Source organism: Sphingomonas sp. 7/4-4 (genome assembly GCF_027941955.1).
Taxonomy (GTDB): Bacteria; Pseudomonadota; Alphaproteobacteria; order Sphingomonadales; family Sphingomonadaceae; genus Sphingomonas.
The window spans coordinates 3,910,001-3,926,470 of the sequence record NZ_CP115960.1 but is presented as its reverse complement, the minus strand read 5'-3'; the positions used below and the strand labels follow the sequence as shown (position 1 = coordinate 3,926,470).

Sequence of the window (16,470 nt, the reverse complement as noted above, 5' to 3'; positions counted from 1 at the left end):
GGCTTCGATACTTGTCGTTACGCGATGTCGCAAATCGTCAGAACCATCCGGTGTCGATCAACTTCTGATGACCACCGTACAGGCTATCGAAGAGATCGCCAATGTTGTCGAGCAAGCCGCCAAGTCCGGGCTGGTGATCCGAATAATAGTCCGGCGCACCGAACTTGACCTGTGACACGTCGCTGACGCCAAGCAACGTGACGCTGCTGCCCCAGCTCAGCGTGAGGGTCAGGTCCTTGACCCCGTCGCGATTGACGTCCTGCACCTTGGTGCGCGTGATCGAGACGCCGTCGTCGAGGACGATCTTGTCCTCGGCGGTATTGAAATCGGCGATCGTGCCGCTGCCTTCGAGCCGGCCGAAGTGGAAGCTGTCAGCATCGGCACCGCCATAGAGCGTGTCGTTGCCGAGCCCGCCGAACAGCACGTCGCGGCCGTTGCCACCCCACAGGGTGTCGTTGCCGAGATCGCCGAACAGCACGTCGTTGCCGTCGCCGCCATAGAGCTTGTCATTGCCGATGCCGCCGTCGAGCCAGTCATGCCCGCCAAGGCCATACAGCGTGTCGCTGCCGATCCCGCCCGACAGTCTGTCCTCGCCCGCGGTGCCGTTCAGCGTATCGGAGAAGATCGTGCCGTTGCGCGTGATGCCGTCGGCGATGCCGGTGACGGTCACGTCGACGATCGCGGTGCTGGTGAGGCCGTTGCCGTCGGTGACGGTGTAGCTGAAATGATCGACCTGGGTGGCGCCCGGTGCCAGCGCGTCGAACGCGTCGGCATCGGCGACATATTTCAGCGTATGGCTCGCTGCGTCGAAGACGAGGCTTCCGAGCGTCCCCGAGCTGTTGACCGCACTGATCGCCAGCGTCTGCCCGGCATCGGGATCCGAATCGTTGCCGAGCAAGGTCGTCCAGAGGTTCGCGGTGGTCGCATCCTCGTTGACTGCGACTGCGTCGTGCGCGGCGACGGGCGCCTCGTTGACGTCGGTCACTGCGACGGTGAAGCTCTGCTGGACGACCAGCCCGCCGCTGTCGGTCGCCTTTGCGATCAGCGCGTACTCCGCCACCGCCTCATGGTTGAGCGGCGCGGTGGTGGTGATCACGCCCGTCGCCGCGTCGATGGCGAAGAGCCCGCCGGCATTGTCGACCAGCGCATAATGGAGCGTGTCATTGGCAGTATCGGTGGCCGAGACCGTGCCGACCACGCTGCCCGCAGGCAGATTTTCGGCGACGCTGGCGTTGCTGAGGGCAAGGTCCTTCGGCGCGGCGCCGAGGAACAGCAGCGAGATCTGCGGATCGTGATCGGTCGCGCGCGCGCCGCCGAACTGCGAGTTCAGGTGGACCGCGTCATATTGCGCGTTGGTGACCAGCCCGCCGGTGACGAGGATGTTGTCGATCTGCTGGGCATTGCCCTCGAACATGTAGCTGTAGCGCTCCTGCTCGGGCAGCAGCGTGTTGAGATTGGTGAACACCCCGCCCTGCCCCGGATCGGTGAGCTGGGTCTGCGCATTCTCGAAATAGAAGCCGTTCCAGTCGCCGAGCACGGCGATGTTGAGCGCCGGATTGTCGGCGAGATGCTCCTGGACCCATGCCTTGACCCCCGCCGCCTGCGCGGTGCGGGCGGCGTCGCCGGCATCGTTGGCGGGCTGGTTGTCGCCCCATAGCGGATCGCTGCCGAGGCGCGAGGTGAGGTGGACGTCGATCGCAGTGATCGTCTGGCCGGCAAAGGCGAACTGCGCGACCAGCGGTTTCCGGGTACCGTTATAGGCGGCGCCGTCGATCAGCTCGGCGCTGCCTTCGACATAGGACACGCGGTCGATGTTATAGAAATAGCCGTTGCGGATGTTGCCGCCGGGCTCGCCGCCGGTCGATCCCGCGGTGGTCGGCGCGATCTCGATATAGGCGTAATGCAGCCCGGACTGGGCGTAGATCGCATCGATCAGGCCCTGCGCAGTGACCGTGCCCGAGAGGTTCGAGCCCGAACCGGCGCCGTCGGCGTCCTGGATTTCCTGCACCGCGATGATGTCGGGCGCGCGGAGATTGTAGACGATGTCGGCGGCGAGGATGTCGAACTTCTGGTCCGACGCATCGAGATTCTCGAGATTATAGGTCGCCAGCGAGAGGTAATTGGCGTCGCCGTGGAGCGCGGTCTGCTCGCGGGTGAGCGTCGTGTCCTGCGTGACGGTCACGGCCTCGGTGACGAGCACTTCATATGCGTCGAACGAATAATTGACGATGCCGGTGACGCTGCTGAGTTGATCGCCGATCGTGTAGCCGGGCGTGAAGCCCGCGAAGATGCCGCTGTCGTCGTCGATCTGGATCTTCTCGGGATTGTAATCGGGGACGCCCGATCCATCGCCCGAGATGGTGATGCCGCCGCGATCGTTGATTCCGCTGGCGCCATTGCCGTGCGAGACGACGACATCGGTCTCGCCGAACGATGTGGTGTTCGACACCGCCTGCGGCGTATCGAGCGTGACGCGCATACCCTCCAGCGATTCCCAGAAGTCCACGCCGTCGTGGAGCGGATCGTAGCTGGTCAGGCCGTCGTCATCGATCGCCTCGGTCGGCGGGAGGATGCCACCGGTGCCGATCAGCAATGCCGTGGGCAGCGCATTGCCGTGCGTTTCGACCGTGACGGTCGGCGCGACGATTTCGGTCAGGCTGAGGCTGGCGGTGCTGCCCTGAAACTCGGCGACCGAGCCACGCACCGATACGCCGTCGCCAACCGCGACGCCTGGCGCGGTGCTGGTGAAGACGAAGACCGCGTCGGAAGTAGCGGCATCGCCGTCTCCCACCGCCGACTGGAGATAGAAGCCGTTGGAATCGACTGCCGTGACGATGCCGGTGGTGATCACGACCTGGCCCGCATAGGCCGAGACGTGACCCGCGCCCTGGATCTGGCTGATCGTGAGCGCGATCGGATCGTCGTTGGTGATCGTGCCGGTCGCGACGGCATCGTCGATCACGACATTGCCGGTGGTCGCGCCGAGGCTGACCGACAGCGTCTCGTTGGGCTCGCCGACGAGATCGCCGTTGACCGCTACGACGATCTGCTTCGAGAATTCGCCGGGAGCGAAGCTCAGCGTGCCCGAAAGGACTGCGCCGAGAGCGAGATCGTCCGCGGTGGCAGTGCCGTCGAGGTTGATCGCATAGTCTACGCTCGCGGCGAGCGCGGAACCGCCCGCGCGATTGACGGTGAAGATGAGGTTGGTGGTGCCGCTGTCACCCTCGACGACGCGGGCGTCGCCGATGCGCAGATGGCCGGTGCCGGTCGCCGGGAGGAACGACTGACCCGCGTTGAGCGAGCCGAAGCTGTCGTCCGAAGCATCGGCCCAGGCGAAGTCGGCGGCGCTCGAGCCGCTGCCCTTGAGCTGGAGCGACAGGCCGGCGGCGGGGCCGGCTCCTCGGTCACGCCGATATCGGTACTGGTCGTGCCGGCGGCGGGGGTGCCCGCTGCCGCGGTGAAGCTGCCTTCATAGGAGAGCAATTGGACCACGCTGCCGTCGGGGGCGATCAGCGCGACGCCGTCCGCCGCGCCGTTCTGGATGCCGGCGCGGAGGAAACCGAGCGCGCCGAAGCCGTTCGATTCGTCGTCGATCACGCCCGAAAGGTTGAGCGTGTCATAGACCGGGGCGGCGCCGGGGGTGTTCGAGCCGTTGTAGAAGACCAATTTGTATCCGGTGAGATCGGTGCCCGCGGTGCCGGCGATCTCGATCTCCTCGCCCGCATCGGTGCCGGCATTGTCGTAATGGATCTCGTTGATGAACACGTTCGCCGGCGGCGCGGGGGCGCAGCGTCGTCGTTGGTGATCGTGCCGGTCGCGACCGCATCGCCCAGCGCTACGCCGCCCTGGGGCGCGCTCAGCGTCACGGTGAAGCCGTCGTTCGATTCGAATGCGGTGTCGCCCTGTACCGGCAGGCGGATCTCGGCGGTGGTGGCACCGTCGGCGAAGCTGACCGTGCCGGTGGCAGTGAAGCCCACGCCGAAGTCCGCGGCATCGGCGCTGCCTAGAGCGACGGTCCAGGTGGCGGAGACCGCGCCCGCGCTGCCGTCGGCGCGCGTCACGGTGAAGACGATGTCGTGCGCCCCGCTATTGCTCTCGACGGTGGTCGCATCGGCGATGTTGAGCGTGCCCGGCTGAGGCGGCACCACGCCGCCGAAGCTCTGGCCGGCATTGACGCCGCCCGCGGTGCTGCCGTTGATCAGCGCCCAGTGGAAATCCTCATAGGTCGTGCCGCTGCCGATCAGGCCGATCGAAGTGCCGCTCTGCGTACCGTTCTCGGACACGCCGACATTGACGCTGGTCAGGCCCGCGGCGGGGCCGTTGGTGGCAGTGAAGCTGCCTTCGTAGCTGAGGAACTGGATGACGTTGTTGCTCGCATCGACGAGTGCGATGGCATCGGGCGAACCGTTCTGGATGCCGTCGGTCGGATAGGCGACGGAGATCGTGCCGAAGCCATTCTGCTGATTTGCGATGACGCCGCTCAGCGTCATGACCGGGTTGTAGCTGGCGCCGTTCGCGCCGTTGTAGAGGACGATCTTCCAGCCGGTGAGATCGGTGCCCGCGACGCCCGCGATCTCGATGAACTCGCCGCTGTCGGCGCCAGCATTGTCGTAATGGATCTCGTTGATGAACGCGGGAGCGGGCATGGCGGGTCCTTCGATTGGCCGCGGTCGCGGCCGTCGGGCGACGGGATGGAGAACAGAGTGTCGGGGCGAATCCCGACGCTGTGTCTCGCTAGGACGCGATCATGACAGCAACATTGCGCCGCTCAACCCGTCTGTGCCGGGATCGGACAGGTCTCCGGAAATTCTGTGTGGATAATCGATGGCTTGCGCGCAATCCGTCGGTGTTGCCCTACCGCAGCAGCGAGGCGATCTGCGCTTCGGTGATCGCGCGGGCTTCGTCGGCGTCGAGCACCGCGGGCGACAGGCAGAGCTCGAGCCACAGCCCGTCGACCAACGCAGTGATCGCGATCGCCGCGCGGCGCTTCGCCGCGGAGGCAAGCCCGCATGCGGCAAGCAGTTCCCCATCTCCGCGCGATACCGCGCATATTGGTGATCATGGAGCTTCGCGATCCCGGGCTGGGCGATCACCAGTCCCCAGAATGCCGTCCACGTCGCCAGCAGGGCGCGGTCGGCGATCGGCGGGGCGAAGCTCGCCGCGACATAGGCCGTGAGGCGCGCCCGCGATCCTCGCCCGCCGCGACAACGGCCGCGTCCAGGGCAGCGGAGACCCGATCGCCGACATGCCGGTAGGTGGCCGCGATCAGCGCATCGACGCCGCCGAAATGGTGCGCGACCAGCCCGGGCGATACTCCCGCCTCCAGCGTGATCGCGCGTACCGAGGCACCGCTTGCCCCGTCGCGTGCCAACACTCGCGCCGTCGCCTCGATCAACGACAGGCGCCGCGCGTCCGGTTCGGCGCGGGTGAAGGCGGGCTTGCTCATAATGCTAGCTTATTATACGATCGTGCAACAAGCAATCGCGGAGCCGGCCATGGCGACCCTCGCCTCTCTTCCCATCGTCGATCCCGACGCCGACTGGTCGCTGCCCGGCTGGATCTACACCGATCCGGAGTTCCTCGAGCTCGAAACCGCGCGCATCCTGCGCCCATCGTGGCAGATTCTGTGTCACGAGAGCGACCTGGCCGAACCCGGCGATTGGCGGACGATCAGCTACCTCGGCGAGAATATCGTCGCGGTGCGCGGGCGCGACGGCGCTATCCGTGCCTTCCACAATGTCTGTCGTCACCGCGCGATGCGCATCGTCGAAGGCGATGCAGGCTGCGCGAGCAAGCTCGTCTGCCCCTATCATGCCTGGACCTATGAACTCGATGGCCGCCTGTCGGGCGTGCCGATGCGGCGCGACTATCCGGCGCTCGACATCGATGCGATCGGGCTCGTGCCGGTCCAGGTTTCGACGTGGCGCGGCTTCGTCTTCGTGCGGCTCGAGGATGATGATGGCCCCTCAGTCGCCGAGATGATGGCGCCCTATGACGCCGAGATCGCGCCTTATCGCTTCGAGGACATGCGCCGGATCGGCGACGTCCGCACCCGCGACCGCGCGGTCAACTGGAAGAATGTCGGCGACAATTATTCGGACAATCTCCACATCCCCGTCGCGCATGACGGCCTGACCCGGCTGTTCGGCAAGAGCTATGCGATCGAGGCGTCGGGCTGGGTCGACAAGATGTCGGGCGATCTGGTCGATCGCCCTTCGGCCAATCCGTGGGAAGCATTCTACCAGCGCCACCTGCCGCGCGTCGACCATTTGCCCGAGGCCAATCAGCGGCGCTGGCTCTATTACAAGCTTTGGCCCAACATGGCGTTCGACATCTACGCCGACCAGATCGATTTCATGCAATGGCTGCCAACGTCGCCGACCAGCTGCGTGCTGCGCGAGATGGCGTTCGCCCTGCCCGATGACCGCCGGAGCATGAAGCTCGTCCGCTACGCCAACTGGCGGATCAACCGCGTGGTCAACGCCGAGGACACCTGGCTGATCGAGCGCGTCCAGCAGGGCATGGCGTCGGGCAGCTACACCGCCGGACCGATCGGCGCGAGCGAGGTGTGCCTGCGCGGCTTCGCGGCCAAGGTTCGCGCGATCATCCCCGAGGCCCGGCTGCACCGCGCGCCGGCACCGGGCTGGTCGCGACCAGGCTCGGTATGAACCGCGATTGATCAAGCAACCCACCCGTTCGTGCTGAGCTTGTCAAAGCACCGCCTTTCTCTTTCGGCCGCGAAGCAGAAAGAGCGGCCCTTCGACAAGCTCAGGGCGAACGGGGATAGTGATTCCGGGGGATAGCCATGAAGAAATACGACGCGATCGTCATCGGTGGTGGGCATAACGGCCTCGTCTGCGCCTTCTATCTCGCGCGTGCCGGATTGAAGGTCCGCGTGCTCGAGCGGCGACACGTCGTCGGGGGCGCGGCGGTGACCGAGGAATTCCATCCGGGCTTCCGCAATTCGACCGCTAGCTACACCGTCAGCCTGCTTCGCCCTAAGGTGATCGCCGATATGAAGCTGCACGATCGCGGCTATCGCATCATCGAGCGGACGATCAGCAACTTCTTCCCGTTCGAAAACACCTATCTCAAGCTGGGCGGCGGCACGCAGCGCACCCAGGCCGAGTTCGCGCGTTTCTCGCAAAAGGACGCGGACGCCTATCCGGCTTATGACGCGGCGCTGGAGAAGGTGGCGCAGGTGCTGCGCGACCTTGCTCTCAAGACGCCGCCCAATGCCGGCGGCGGGCTGCGCGCATTGCTCTCCGGCGCGGCGCAGGGCTGGCCCTTGTCGAGAATGGGTATCGAGGCGCAGCGCGACCTGCTCGACGTGTTCACCAAATCGGCGCGCGATTTCCTCGACGGCTGGTATGAGGACGATCACGTCAAGACCGCCTTCGCCTTCGACGCGGTGGTCGGCAATTATGCCGGCGTCTCCACGCCCGGTTCGGCCTATGTCCTGCTCCACCACGTGTTCGGTGAAGTGAACGGCAAGCTCGGTGCCTGGGGCCATTCGGTGGGCGGAATGGGCGCAATCACCCAGGCGATGGCGCGCGCCTGCGAAGATGCGGGGGTCGAGATCAGCCTCGAGGCGCCTGTCGCTCGCGTGCTCATCGACGGCGGCAAGGCTGCGGGCGTGCAGCTGGAGAGCGGTGAGGAGATCGCCGCACCGATCGTCGCCGCCAATGTCGGGCCCGCCTTGCTCTACCGGCAGATGCTCGACACCAGCGACCTGCCCGCCGACTTCAACAAGCGCATGAAGAGCTTCAAGATCGGATCGGGCACCTTCCGGATGAACGTCGCGCTTTCCGAGCTGCCCGACTTCACCGTGCTGCGCGGCAAGGAAAAGGCCGAGCACCACACCGCCGGCATCATCATCGCGCCCGGCATGGATTATATGGACCAGGCCTATGACGACGCGAAGGCGCAGGGCTGGTCGAGGAAGCCGATCGTCGAGATGAAGCTGCCGACCGCGGTCGATGACAGCCTCGCCCCCGAGGGCATGCACATCGCCAGCCTGTTCTGCCAGCAATTCGCGCCCGAGCTGCCCGACGGGCGCAGCTGGGACGATGCGCGTGAGGAAGTCGCCGACCTGATCATCGACACGGTCAACGACCATGCCCCCAATTTCAAGGCGAGCGTGATCGCCCGGCAGATCCATTCGCCGCTCGATCTCGAGCGCAAGTTCGGGCTGATCGGCGGGGACATCTTTCACGGCGCGATGGGGCTCGACCAGCTCTGGGCGGCGCGCCCGGTGCTCGGTCATGGCGATTATCGCGCGCCGATCCAGGGGCTCTACATGTGCGGTTCGGGCACGCATCCCGGCGGCGGTGTCACCGGCGCGCCCGGGCATAACGCCGCGCACGAGATTCTGCGGGATCGCTCATTCGTCAGGCGATTGCTGCCGATCTAACGCCTCATCCGCACCCACAGGAATACCGGCAGCCCCAGCGCCAGCAGCCCGAACCCCCACAGGTTCGCGTGCAGCCCCAGCCCATAGATCATCCACAGCACGAATCCGGCGGAGATGGCGGCCGCCAATTGCACGGGACGATCCCCGGCGAGCAGCTTGAGCGCGGCGAGCGCACTGACGAAATATGCGAGCATCCCCGCCGCGAGGCTGATCGTCGCGATTTCGGCGAACAGGGCTCCCGTGGAGCCGGTGTAATTGAGTGCCATCACCAACGTCACCAGCAGGCCCGAGACCAAGTGCGCGCGCGCCGGGGTGCCGCGGCGGCTCTCCTTGCCGAACCACACGGGAAACACGCCGCCGCGCGCCATCGCCCAGGGCATCTCGCCCTGCAGCAGGATGAAGCCATTGAGCGTGCCGAGCGCGCTGATCGCGGCGAAGACAGCGACGATCTGCTCCACTTCCCCGCCCCAAAAGCGGCCGAGGAATGCCGCGAGCGGCGCGTGCGACGCGGCGACCTCGTCGGCGGGCATCATCAGCGTGACTCCGCCGGCGACGAGGACATAGATCGCGCCGGTCAGCGCAGTGCCGAGCAACGTGACGATCGGCACCGTCCGTGCCGCATTCTTCACCTTGTCCGCCGGCACCGTCGCCGATTCGACGCCGAGGAACCCCCAGAAGGTCAGTGCGATGGCGCCCGCGACCGCGCCCGCGCCGATCGGCACGGGCGGGTTGTCCACGACGGCCGATCCGCCCTCGCGAAACAGCGCCCAGAGCACGACGACGATGATCGCGACGAGAGGCGCGAGCTTGAGCAACGCAGTCACCAGCTGGATGCGGCCCGCCAACGCCACGCCATGGATATTGACCGCAACCAGTGCCCAGATCAGCGCCAGCGCTATCACGAAGGCCGGTGCGCCGCCTGCCATCGCCGGAAACGGCACGCTCAGCGCGCTCACCACCGCGATCGCCAGCGCGCCATTGCCCGCCCAGATGAGGATCCAGTAGCTCCACGCCACCGCGAACCCGACCACCGGCCCGAACGCGGCGTCGGCAAAGGCATAGGGCCCGCCTGCGCAGGGCAGTTTCGCCGCGAGCCGGGCGAACACGAACGCCAGCGCCATCGCACCGAGTATCGTCACGCCCCAGCCGATCAGTGCATTGGCGCCGAGCGGCGCGAGCGTCGCGGGCAGCAGATAGATGCCCGATCCGATCATGTTGCCTACCACCAGCGCCAGCGCCGGCCAGAAGCCGAGCACGCGTCGCGGCGATACGGTGGCGGTATCGGTCACGCACCCGTTGTCGCGACGACCGCGGTGCACGTCCAGCGCGAAAAACAGCACGGCGCTTGATCGCGGGACAGCCGCGTGGTCATCATCGCGCGATGCTCGCGACGCGCTTTCCCCCGGACCTGATGGCGGCCGCGCTGGCGCTCCACGACAACCGCCTTCCCGACGCCGAGCGCGGCTAAAGGATTATCTGAAGCGCGATCCCTTCGATGCGCGCGCGATCCGCATGCTCGCCGAGCTAGCCGGGAGGATCGGACGGCTCAAGGATGCCGAGAATCTGCTGCGTCGCGCCGTCGAGATCGCCCCCGCATTCACGGCGGCGCGCGCTAATCTCGCGCTCGTCCTCTACCGCCAGAACCGCGCGAGCGAGGCGCTGGAGGAGCTCGACCGGCTGATCGAAGCCGAGCCGGACCACCCCGGCCATGCCAATCTCAAGGCCGCCACGCTCGGCCGGCTCGGCGCGTTCGAGGAGGCGATCACGCTCTACGAACGCGTGCTCGCCGAGGCACCTGCGCAGTCCAAATTGTGGATGAGCTACGGCCATATGCTCAAGACCCTGGGACGTCAGGCGGAAGGCGTCGCGGCGTATCGCAAGGCGCTCGCGCTTTCGCCGACGCTGGGGGAGGCGTGGTGGAGCCTCGCCAATCTCAAGACCGTGCGCTTCGACGATGCCGATATCGCGGCGATGGAGGCCGCGCAGACCGAATCCGGCATAAGCGATGAAGACCGGTTCCATCTGGATTTCGCGCTCGGCAAGGCGTTCGAGGACCGGCGCGAGGCCCAGCGTGCCTTCGCGCATTACGCCGCGGGCAATGCGCTGCGTCGAACGCAACTCGTCTATGATGCCGACGAGACCGAACGCTTCGTCGATGATTGCATCGCACTCGCCACGCCGGAATTCTTCGCCGATCGCGCCGGCTGGGGCAGTGATGCACGCGATCCGGTCTTCATCCTCGGCATGCCGCGCGCGGGCTCGACTCTGGTCGAGCAGATCCTCGCGAGCCACAGCCAGATCGAGGGCACTACCGAGCTTCCGGACCTCCCTGCCCTCGCTCGGCGCATCCCGAACTATCCGCACGGCCTTGCCGCGCTGACTGCCGAACGCGCGCGCGAACTCGGCGAAGAATATCTGCATCGCACCGCGGTCCAGCGCCGCACCGATCGTCCACTGTTCGTCGACAAGCTCCCCAACAATTGGGCACATGTCGTGCTGATCCGGCTGATCCTGCCCAACGCAACGATCATCGACGCCCGCCGCGAGCCGCGCGCCTGCTGCTTCTCCAACTTCAAGCAGCATTTCGCACGCGGCCAGGCGTTCAGCTACGCGCTCGACGACATGGGGCGCTATTATCGCGATTACGTACGGCTGATGGCGCATCTCGACCGCGTCCAGCCTAGGCAGGTGCACCGCGTGATCCACGAGGCGCTGGTCGCGGATACCGAGACCGAGGTGGTTAGGCTGCTCCAAGCCTGCGGCGTCGGTTTCGAGCCGGCCTGCCTCGCCTTCCACGAGACCGAACGCGCAGTGCGCACCGCCAGCTCCGAACAGGTGCGCCAGCCGATCTTCACCGGCGGCGACCGCGCCTGGCGCCCGTTCGCGCCGCATCTGGGTCCGCTCGTCGCCGCGCTGGGCGATGTCGTCGATACCTACCCGCAGGTCCCCGACACGCTGTAACGTTGCAGAAACATCACGGTCATCGAAAGATCGCGCATTTCCATCTGTACGGCAGATTGACGACTGCTGCGACGCAGCACAGTCTCTTACTTACATTGATGTTACGCTGGGGACCGCAATGATCGTATCCGTGCGCCGTGCCGTGATTTCCGGGTTGCTCGCTTCGACGGCCCTGACGCTTCCAGCCGTGGCGCAAGCCCAGGATACGCAAAGTACCCCCTCCGATCTGCCCCCCGATCGCGACGAGATCGTCGTCACTGCGCAGAAGCGCGACGAGAACATCCAGTCGGTCCCGATCAGCATCCAGGCGATCGGGACGCGCAAGCTCGATCAGCTCAACATCTCGAACTTCAATGAATATACCCAGCTGCTGCCGTCGGTGGCGTTCCAGACCTCGCAGCCGGGCGTGACCACCGTCTATATGCGCGGCGTCGCATCAGGCGGCGACGGCAACCATTCGGGCTCGCTGCCCTCGGTGGGCAGCTATCTCGACGAGCAGCCGGTGACGACGATCGGCGGCACGCTCGACGTCCATATCTACGATATCGCGCGGATCGAGAGCCTCGCGGGTCCGCAGGGCACGCTGTACGGCGCGTCGAGCCAGGCGGGCACGATCCGGATCATCACCAACAAGCCCAGCACTACCGCGTTCGAAGGCCGCGTTGATGCCGAGGTCAACACCGTCGCGAACGGTGGCCAGGGCGGCAAGATCGAGGGCATGATCAACACGCCCTTCTCCGATTGGGCGGCGCTGCGCGTCGTCGGCTTCTACCAGCGCGATGCCGGCTATATCGACAATGTGCCCGGCACGCGCAGCTTCCTGCCGACACCCGGAGGGATCACCGTCGACAATGACGAATTCGTCGAGAAGGATTATAACGACACCGAAACCTGGGGCGGGCGGGCCGCGCTGAAGGTCGATCTCGACGACACCTGGACCGTCACGCCGAGCGTGCTCTACCAGGAGATGCGCAGCCACGGCACCTACGGGTTCGATCCGAGCGTCGGCGACCTCGAGGTGCAGCATTTCTACCCCGAATATCGCCGCGACCGCTTCATCCAGGGCGCGCTGACCATCGAGGGCAGGATCGGCAATTGGGACGTCACCTATGCCGGTGCCTATCTCGACCGGAAGACCTATTCGGCGACCGATTATACCGACTATTCCGAAGCGTACGACAATCTCTACGCCTCGGTCGGCGGGCTGGCTGGCTATTTCTATTATCAGGATAATGCCGGCAACACGATCGACCCGCGCCAGTGGGTGATCGGCACCGATCATTTCAAGAAGACCAGCCAGGAGCTGCGCGTCGCCTCGCCGTCCACGGAGCGCTTCCGGATCGTCGCGGGCATGTTCTACCAGCGCCAGTCGAACCTGATCCATCAGGACTATCAGATTCCCGGCCTCGGCGCCGATGTCTCGGTCAACGGTTCGCCGGGCACTTTGTGGCTGACGCAGCAGCACCGCGTCGACAAGGATTATGCGATGTTCGGCGAGGCGAGCTTCGACCTTTCGCCGAAGCTGACCTTCACCGCGGGCGGGCGCGCCTATATCTACGACAATTCGCTGATCGGCTTCTTCGGCTTCGGCAGGAATCCGGGTGTCGATCCCGGCGACGGACGACCCTATACGGCGTCGCCGTTCAACGCCGCGGGAAGCTCGCGCACCGGCGTCGCCGGCTGCTTCCTGTCCGACGGACGGACGCTGCGCGACGCCTATCTCGACGGCAGTCCCACCAATACGCTGCTGCCGCCGATGGTCTCGGGCGGACCCTGCACCAATCTGGCAACCTATGTGGCCGGCGAACTGCGTCCCAAGAAGACGAGCGGCCAGGGCGTCACCTATCGCTTCAACCTGACGTGGAAGCCCAACGATGCGCTGATGTTCTACGCCGTCGCGTCGAGCGGTTTCCGGCCGGGCGGGATCAACCGCCGCGGCGACGTCACCCTATGCCACCGACGTGCTCACCAATTACGAGCTGGGCTGGAAGACGACGCTGGCCGACGGCATGCTGCGCTTCAACGGCGCGATCTATCGACAGAACTGGAAGGACTTCCAGTTCTCGTTCCTCGGCGAGAACAGCTTCACGATCATCCAGAACGGCCCGGATGCGCGCATCTACGGGGCGGAAATGGACGCCAACCTCCTGCTGGGCGGGCTGAGCCTCACGGTCGCCGGGTCGTACACCGATGCCAAGACCCGCGAGGATCTGTGCGAAACGCAGATCTGCGTCGGTGACGGCAGCGACGTGCTGGCACCCGAAGGCACGCGGCTGCCGATCACGCCGCGCTTCAAGATCAGCGGCAATGCGCGCTATTCCGTGCCCATAGGATCGGGCCGGGCCTACGTGCAGGGCCTTGTGGCCCATCAAAGTTCGGCATCATCGGACATCCGCGTCGCGAAGGCGGCGGCGTTGGGCCGAATCGAGTCCTACACGACCGGCAATCTCGCGGTCGGTTTCGAACTCTCACGCGTGAATTTCGAGTTGTTCGCGCAGAACATCTGGGACGAACGCGGCCAGATCTCGCGCTTCCAGCAATGCGGCGCGTGCGACCAGCGGCCCTATATCGTCCCGATCACGCCGCGGACGATCGGCATAAGGGCGGGAACACGGTTTTAGGCGGCGCACACCGTCGCGGCTGAGACGCGAAAAGCCCGCGTGCCATGTGGCATGCGGGCTTTGGTGTTGGTTGCGGGAGTAGGATTTGAACCTACGACCTTCAGGTTATGAGCCTGACGAGCTACCGGGCTGCTCCATCCCGCGCCACCATGGTGTTGGGATCAGGGACGGAGGCGAAGCCTCCGCAAGGCCGACCGGCCGCCGCGCCTTATTGGCGCGAAAGCCAAAGCCGCGGATGCGGCTGCCGGCGCCTGAGGCCAACAAAGAAAGTGAATGGGTTTTTCCTGTGGGGAACCTTGGATTTGCGTTTCGCACGGGCTGCAATGCCTGGCGACGACCTACTCTTCCATCGCTTGAGCGATAGTACCATCGGCGCTGTCTGGTTTCACGGCCGAGTTCGGGATGGGATCGGGTGGTTCACAGACGCCATAGCCACCAGGCAATGGAGCCCGTGCGACGGGCAGCCGGTGAGGCTGCCCTTTTGGGCGCAAATCTTGGGGTTCAAATCGATACCGTGCACATGTGTTCGAATATAGCTGCGATGATCATCCGACCATTTGCAACACCGGGTGGTACCCAGAATTGTCATTGATGGTGGAACTCTCAAGCGCGAATAGGACAATTAGTACTGGTTAGCTCCATGCGTTACCGCACTTCCACATCCAGTCTATCAAGGTCGTGGTCTCCGACCGTCCTAAGAAATCTTATCTCGAGGGAGGCTTCCCGCTTAGATGCTTTCAGCGGTTATCCCGTCCATACATAGCTACCCAGCTGCGCTCTTGGCAGAACGACTGGTACACCAGAGGTATGTTCAACCCGGTCCTCTCGTACTAGGGTCAACTCCTCTCAAATTTCGACGCCCACGGCAGATAGGGACCAAACTGTCTCGCGACGTTCTGAACCCAGCTCACGTACCACTTTAATTGGCGAACAGCCAAACCCTTGGGACCTGCTCCAGCCCCAGGATGTGATGAGCCGACATCGAGGTGCCAAACAACCCCGTCGATATGAGCTCTTGGGGGTTATCAGCCTGTTATCCCCGGCGTACCTTTTATCCGTTGAGCGATGGCCCTTCCACGAGGGACCACCGGATCACTATGACCGACTTTCGTCTCTGCTCGACTTGTCAGTCTCGCAGTCAGGCTGGCTTATGCCATTGCACTCTAACAGACGGTTTCCAACCGTCCTGAGCCAACCTTCGCGCGCCTCCGTTACTCTTTAGGAGGCGACCGCCCCAGTCAAACTACCCGCCACAGAGGGTCCCAGCACCGGATGACGGTGCGTGGTTAGACATCAGAAACAAACAGGGTGGTATTTCACATTGTGGCTCCACACGGGCTGGCGCCCATGCTTCAAAGCCTCCCACCTATTCTACACAGTTTCTTCCTAATGCCACTCTGAAGCTGCAGTAAAGGTGCACGGGGTCTTTCCGTCTAACCGCGGGTACTCCGCATCTTCACGGAGAATTCAATTTCGCTGAGCATGTCCTGGAGACAGTGGGGAAGTCGTTACGCCATTCGTGCAGGTCGGAACTTACCCGACAAGGAATTTCGCTACCTTAGGACCGTTATAGTTACGGCCGCCGTTTACCTGGGCTTCATTTCGGAGCTTGCACCCCTCCACTTAACCTTCAGGCACCGGGCAGGCGTCAGACCCTATACGTCGTCTTGAAGCCGACTTAGCAGAGCCCTGTGTTTTTGCTAAACAGTCGCTACCCCCTGGCCTGTGCCCCCTCAAAAAGCTTGCGCTCAGTGAGGGCCTCCTTCTTCCGAAGGTACGGAGGCAATTTGCCGAGTTCCTTCAGGACACTTCTCTCAAGCGCCTTGGTATACTCTACCTGACCACCTGTGTCGGTTTCGGGTACGGTCTATACGGTGGGGCTATTTCCCGGGACCTCTTCGAAGCACGATCAATCCGATAAGATCGTACAACACACGAGATCCGTCACACACCACCAGGCCCACGAATATTAACGTGGTTCCCATCGACTACCCCCTTCGGGCTCGTCTTAGGGGCCGGCTCACCCTGCGCGGATTAGCCTTGCGCAGGAACCCTTGGTCTTTCGGCGAGAGGGCATCTCACCCTCTTTATCGCTACTCATGTCTGCATTCGCACTTCCGATACCTCCACGACCCATTACCAGATCGCTTCAACGGCTTACGGAACGCTCCGCTACCGCGTGATCGTAAACGATCACACCCTAAGCTTCGGTGCGTGTCTTGAGCCCCGTTACATCTTCGCCGCAGGAACCCTTATTTAGACCAGTGAGCTGTTACGCTTTCTTTAAAGGATGGCTGCTTCTAAGCCAACCTCCTGGTTGTTTTGGGATTCCCACATGCTTTCCCACTTAGACACGACTTGGGGACCTTAGCTGTAGGTCAGGGCTGTTTCCCTTTTGACGACGGACCTTAGCACCCGCCGTCTGTCTCCCGCATAGTACTCATAGGTATTCGGAGTTTGGTTAGGTTTGGTAGA

Annotated in this window: 8 protein-coding genes, 1 tRNA gene, 2 rRNA genes and 5 pseudogenes (1 of these 16 running past the window's edge); 5 read left to right on the top strand and 11 right to left on the bottom strand. The window is 64.3% G+C overall.

The window, feature by feature from the left end; all coding sequences use genetic code 11:
* Positions 1-37: 37 nt before the first annotated feature.
* The 7 genes and pseudogenes from PIB19_RS20100 to PIB19_RS20075 all read right to left on the bottom strand — a co-directional run.
* The gene (locus PIB19_RS20100) at positions 38-2,962 is read right to left on the bottom strand and encodes an Ig-like domain-containing protein (protein WP_271238755.1); all 2,925 of its coding nucleotides are present in this window, start codon (positions 2,960-2,962) and stop codon (positions 38-40) included.
* Positions 2,963-2,977: 15 nt separating this feature from the next.
* A pseudogene (locus tag PIB19_RS23855) lies at positions 2,978-3,199 on the bottom strand (hypothetical protein); the annotation flags it as partial.
* Positions 3,151-3,666 carry a hypothetical protein gene (locus tag PIB19_RS20095; RefSeq protein ID WP_271238754.1) on the bottom strand — a complete coding sequence of 172 codons (516 nt, stop codon included), beginning with the start codon at positions 3,664-3,666 and terminating at the stop codon, positions 3,151-3,153. The gene PIB19_RS20095 and the pseudogene PIB19_RS23855, both read right to left, overlap by 49 nt.
* Positions 3,594-4,646, bottom strand: coding sequence for a Calx-beta domain-containing protein (locus PIB19_RS20090; protein ID WP_271238753.1), 1,053 nt, complete (start codon positions 4,644-4,646; stop codon positions 3,594-3,596). Before PIB19_RS20090 ends, PIB19_RS20095 begins: the two co-directional genes overlap by 73 nt.
* A gap of 208 nt (positions 4,647-4,854) precedes the next feature.
* The gene (locus tag PIB19_RS20085) at positions 4,855-4,959 is read right to left on the bottom strand and encodes a TetR family transcriptional regulator C-terminal domain-containing protein (RefSeq protein ID WP_271238752.1); all 105 of its coding nucleotides are present in this window, start codon (positions 4,957-4,959) and stop codon (positions 4,855-4,857) included.
* Between the two features lie 122 nt (positions 4,960-5,081).
* Positions 5,082-5,126, bottom strand: a pseudogene (locus PIB19_RS20080) (hypothetical protein); the annotation flags it as partial.
* A gap of 191 nt (positions 5,127-5,317) precedes the next feature.
* Positions 5,318-5,446 (bottom strand): annotated as a pseudogene (locus PIB19_RS20075) (TetR family transcriptional regulator); the annotation flags it as partial.
* 49 nt (positions 5,447-5,495) lie between these two features.
* On the opposite strand from PIB19_RS20075, the gene PIB19_RS20070 reads away from it, so the two are divergent.
* Both PIB19_RS20070 and PIB19_RS20065 read left to right on the top strand, forming a co-directional pair.
* Positions 5,496-6,668 (top strand): aromatic ring-hydroxylating oxygenase subunit alpha, encoded by a 1,173-nt coding sequence (locus PIB19_RS20070; RefSeq protein WP_271238751.1) that lies wholly within the window; start codon positions 5,496-5,498, stop codon positions 6,666-6,668.
* Positions 6,669-6,805: 137 nt separating this feature from the next.
* Complete coding sequence (locus PIB19_RS20065; RefSeq protein WP_271238750.1) at positions 6,806-8,413, top strand: phytoene desaturase family protein; 1,608 nt, start codon at positions 6,806-6,808, stop codon at positions 8,411-8,413.
* On the opposite strand, the gene PIB19_RS20060 is transcribed toward PIB19_RS20065, so the two are convergent.
* Complete coding sequence (locus PIB19_RS20060; RefSeq protein WP_271238749.1) at positions 8,410-9,702, bottom strand: amino acid permease; 1,293 nt, start codon at positions 9,700-9,702, stop codon at positions 8,410-8,412. The genes PIB19_RS20065 and PIB19_RS20060 overlap by 4 nt on opposite strands.
* A 122-nt stretch (positions 9,703-9,824) precedes the next feature.
* Between PIB19_RS20060 and PIB19_RS20055 the strand changes: the two are divergent.
* The 3 genes and pseudogenes from PIB19_RS20055 (at position 9,825) to PIB19_RS20045 (ending at position 13,995) form a co-directional block, all read left to right on the top strand.
* Positions 9,825-11,374 (top strand): annotated as a pseudogene (locus PIB19_RS20055) (sulfotransferase).
* A pseudogene (locus tag PIB19_RS20050) lies at positions 11,334-13,244 on the top strand (TonB-dependent receptor); the annotation flags it as partial. The pseudogenes PIB19_RS20055 and PIB19_RS20050, both read left to right, overlap by 41 nt.
* Positions 13,245-13,383: 139 nt before the next feature.
* On the top strand, positions 13,384-13,995 hold the full coding sequence (locus tag PIB19_RS20045; RefSeq protein WP_271238748.1) for a TonB-dependent receptor domain-containing protein: 612 nt from the start codon (positions 13,384-13,386) through the stop codon (positions 13,993-13,995).
* Positions 13,996-14,062: 67 nt separating this feature from the next.
* Here PIB19_RS20045 and PIB19_RS20040 read toward each other — a convergent pair.
* The 3 genes from PIB19_RS20040 to PIB19_RS20030 all read right to left on the bottom strand — a co-directional run.
* Positions 14,063-14,139: transfer RNA gene (locus tag PIB19_RS20040), tRNA-Met, on the bottom strand.
* 181 nt (positions 14,140-14,320) lie between these two features.
* Positions 14,321-14,435: ribosomal RNA gene (rrf, locus tag PIB19_RS20035) — 5S ribosomal RNA — on the bottom strand.
* Between the two features lie 162 nt (positions 14,436-14,597).
* Positions 14,598-16,470 (bottom strand): 23S ribosomal RNA (locus PIB19_RS20030); it runs 922 nt beyond the window's last position.

What these genes read in the sequence shown, in the direction of transcription:
- PIB19_RS20070 (WP_271238751.1), top strand. Translation starts at nt 5,496, where the DNA reads ATGGCGACCCTCGCCTCTCTTCCCATCGTCGATCCCGACGCCGACTGG.
- PIB19_RS20090 (WP_271238753.1), bottom strand. Translation starts at nt 4,646, where the DNA reads ATGCCCGCTCCCGCGTTCATCAACGAGATCCATTACGACAATGCTGGC.
- PIB19_RS20045 (WP_271238748.1), top strand. Translation starts at nt 13,384, where the DNA reads ATGCTGCGCTTCAACGGCGCGATCTATCGACAGAACTGGAAGGACTTC.
- PIB19_RS20065 (WP_271238750.1), top strand. Translation starts at nt 6,806, where the DNA reads ATGAAGAAATACGACGCGATCGTCATCGGTGGTGGGCATAACGGCCTC.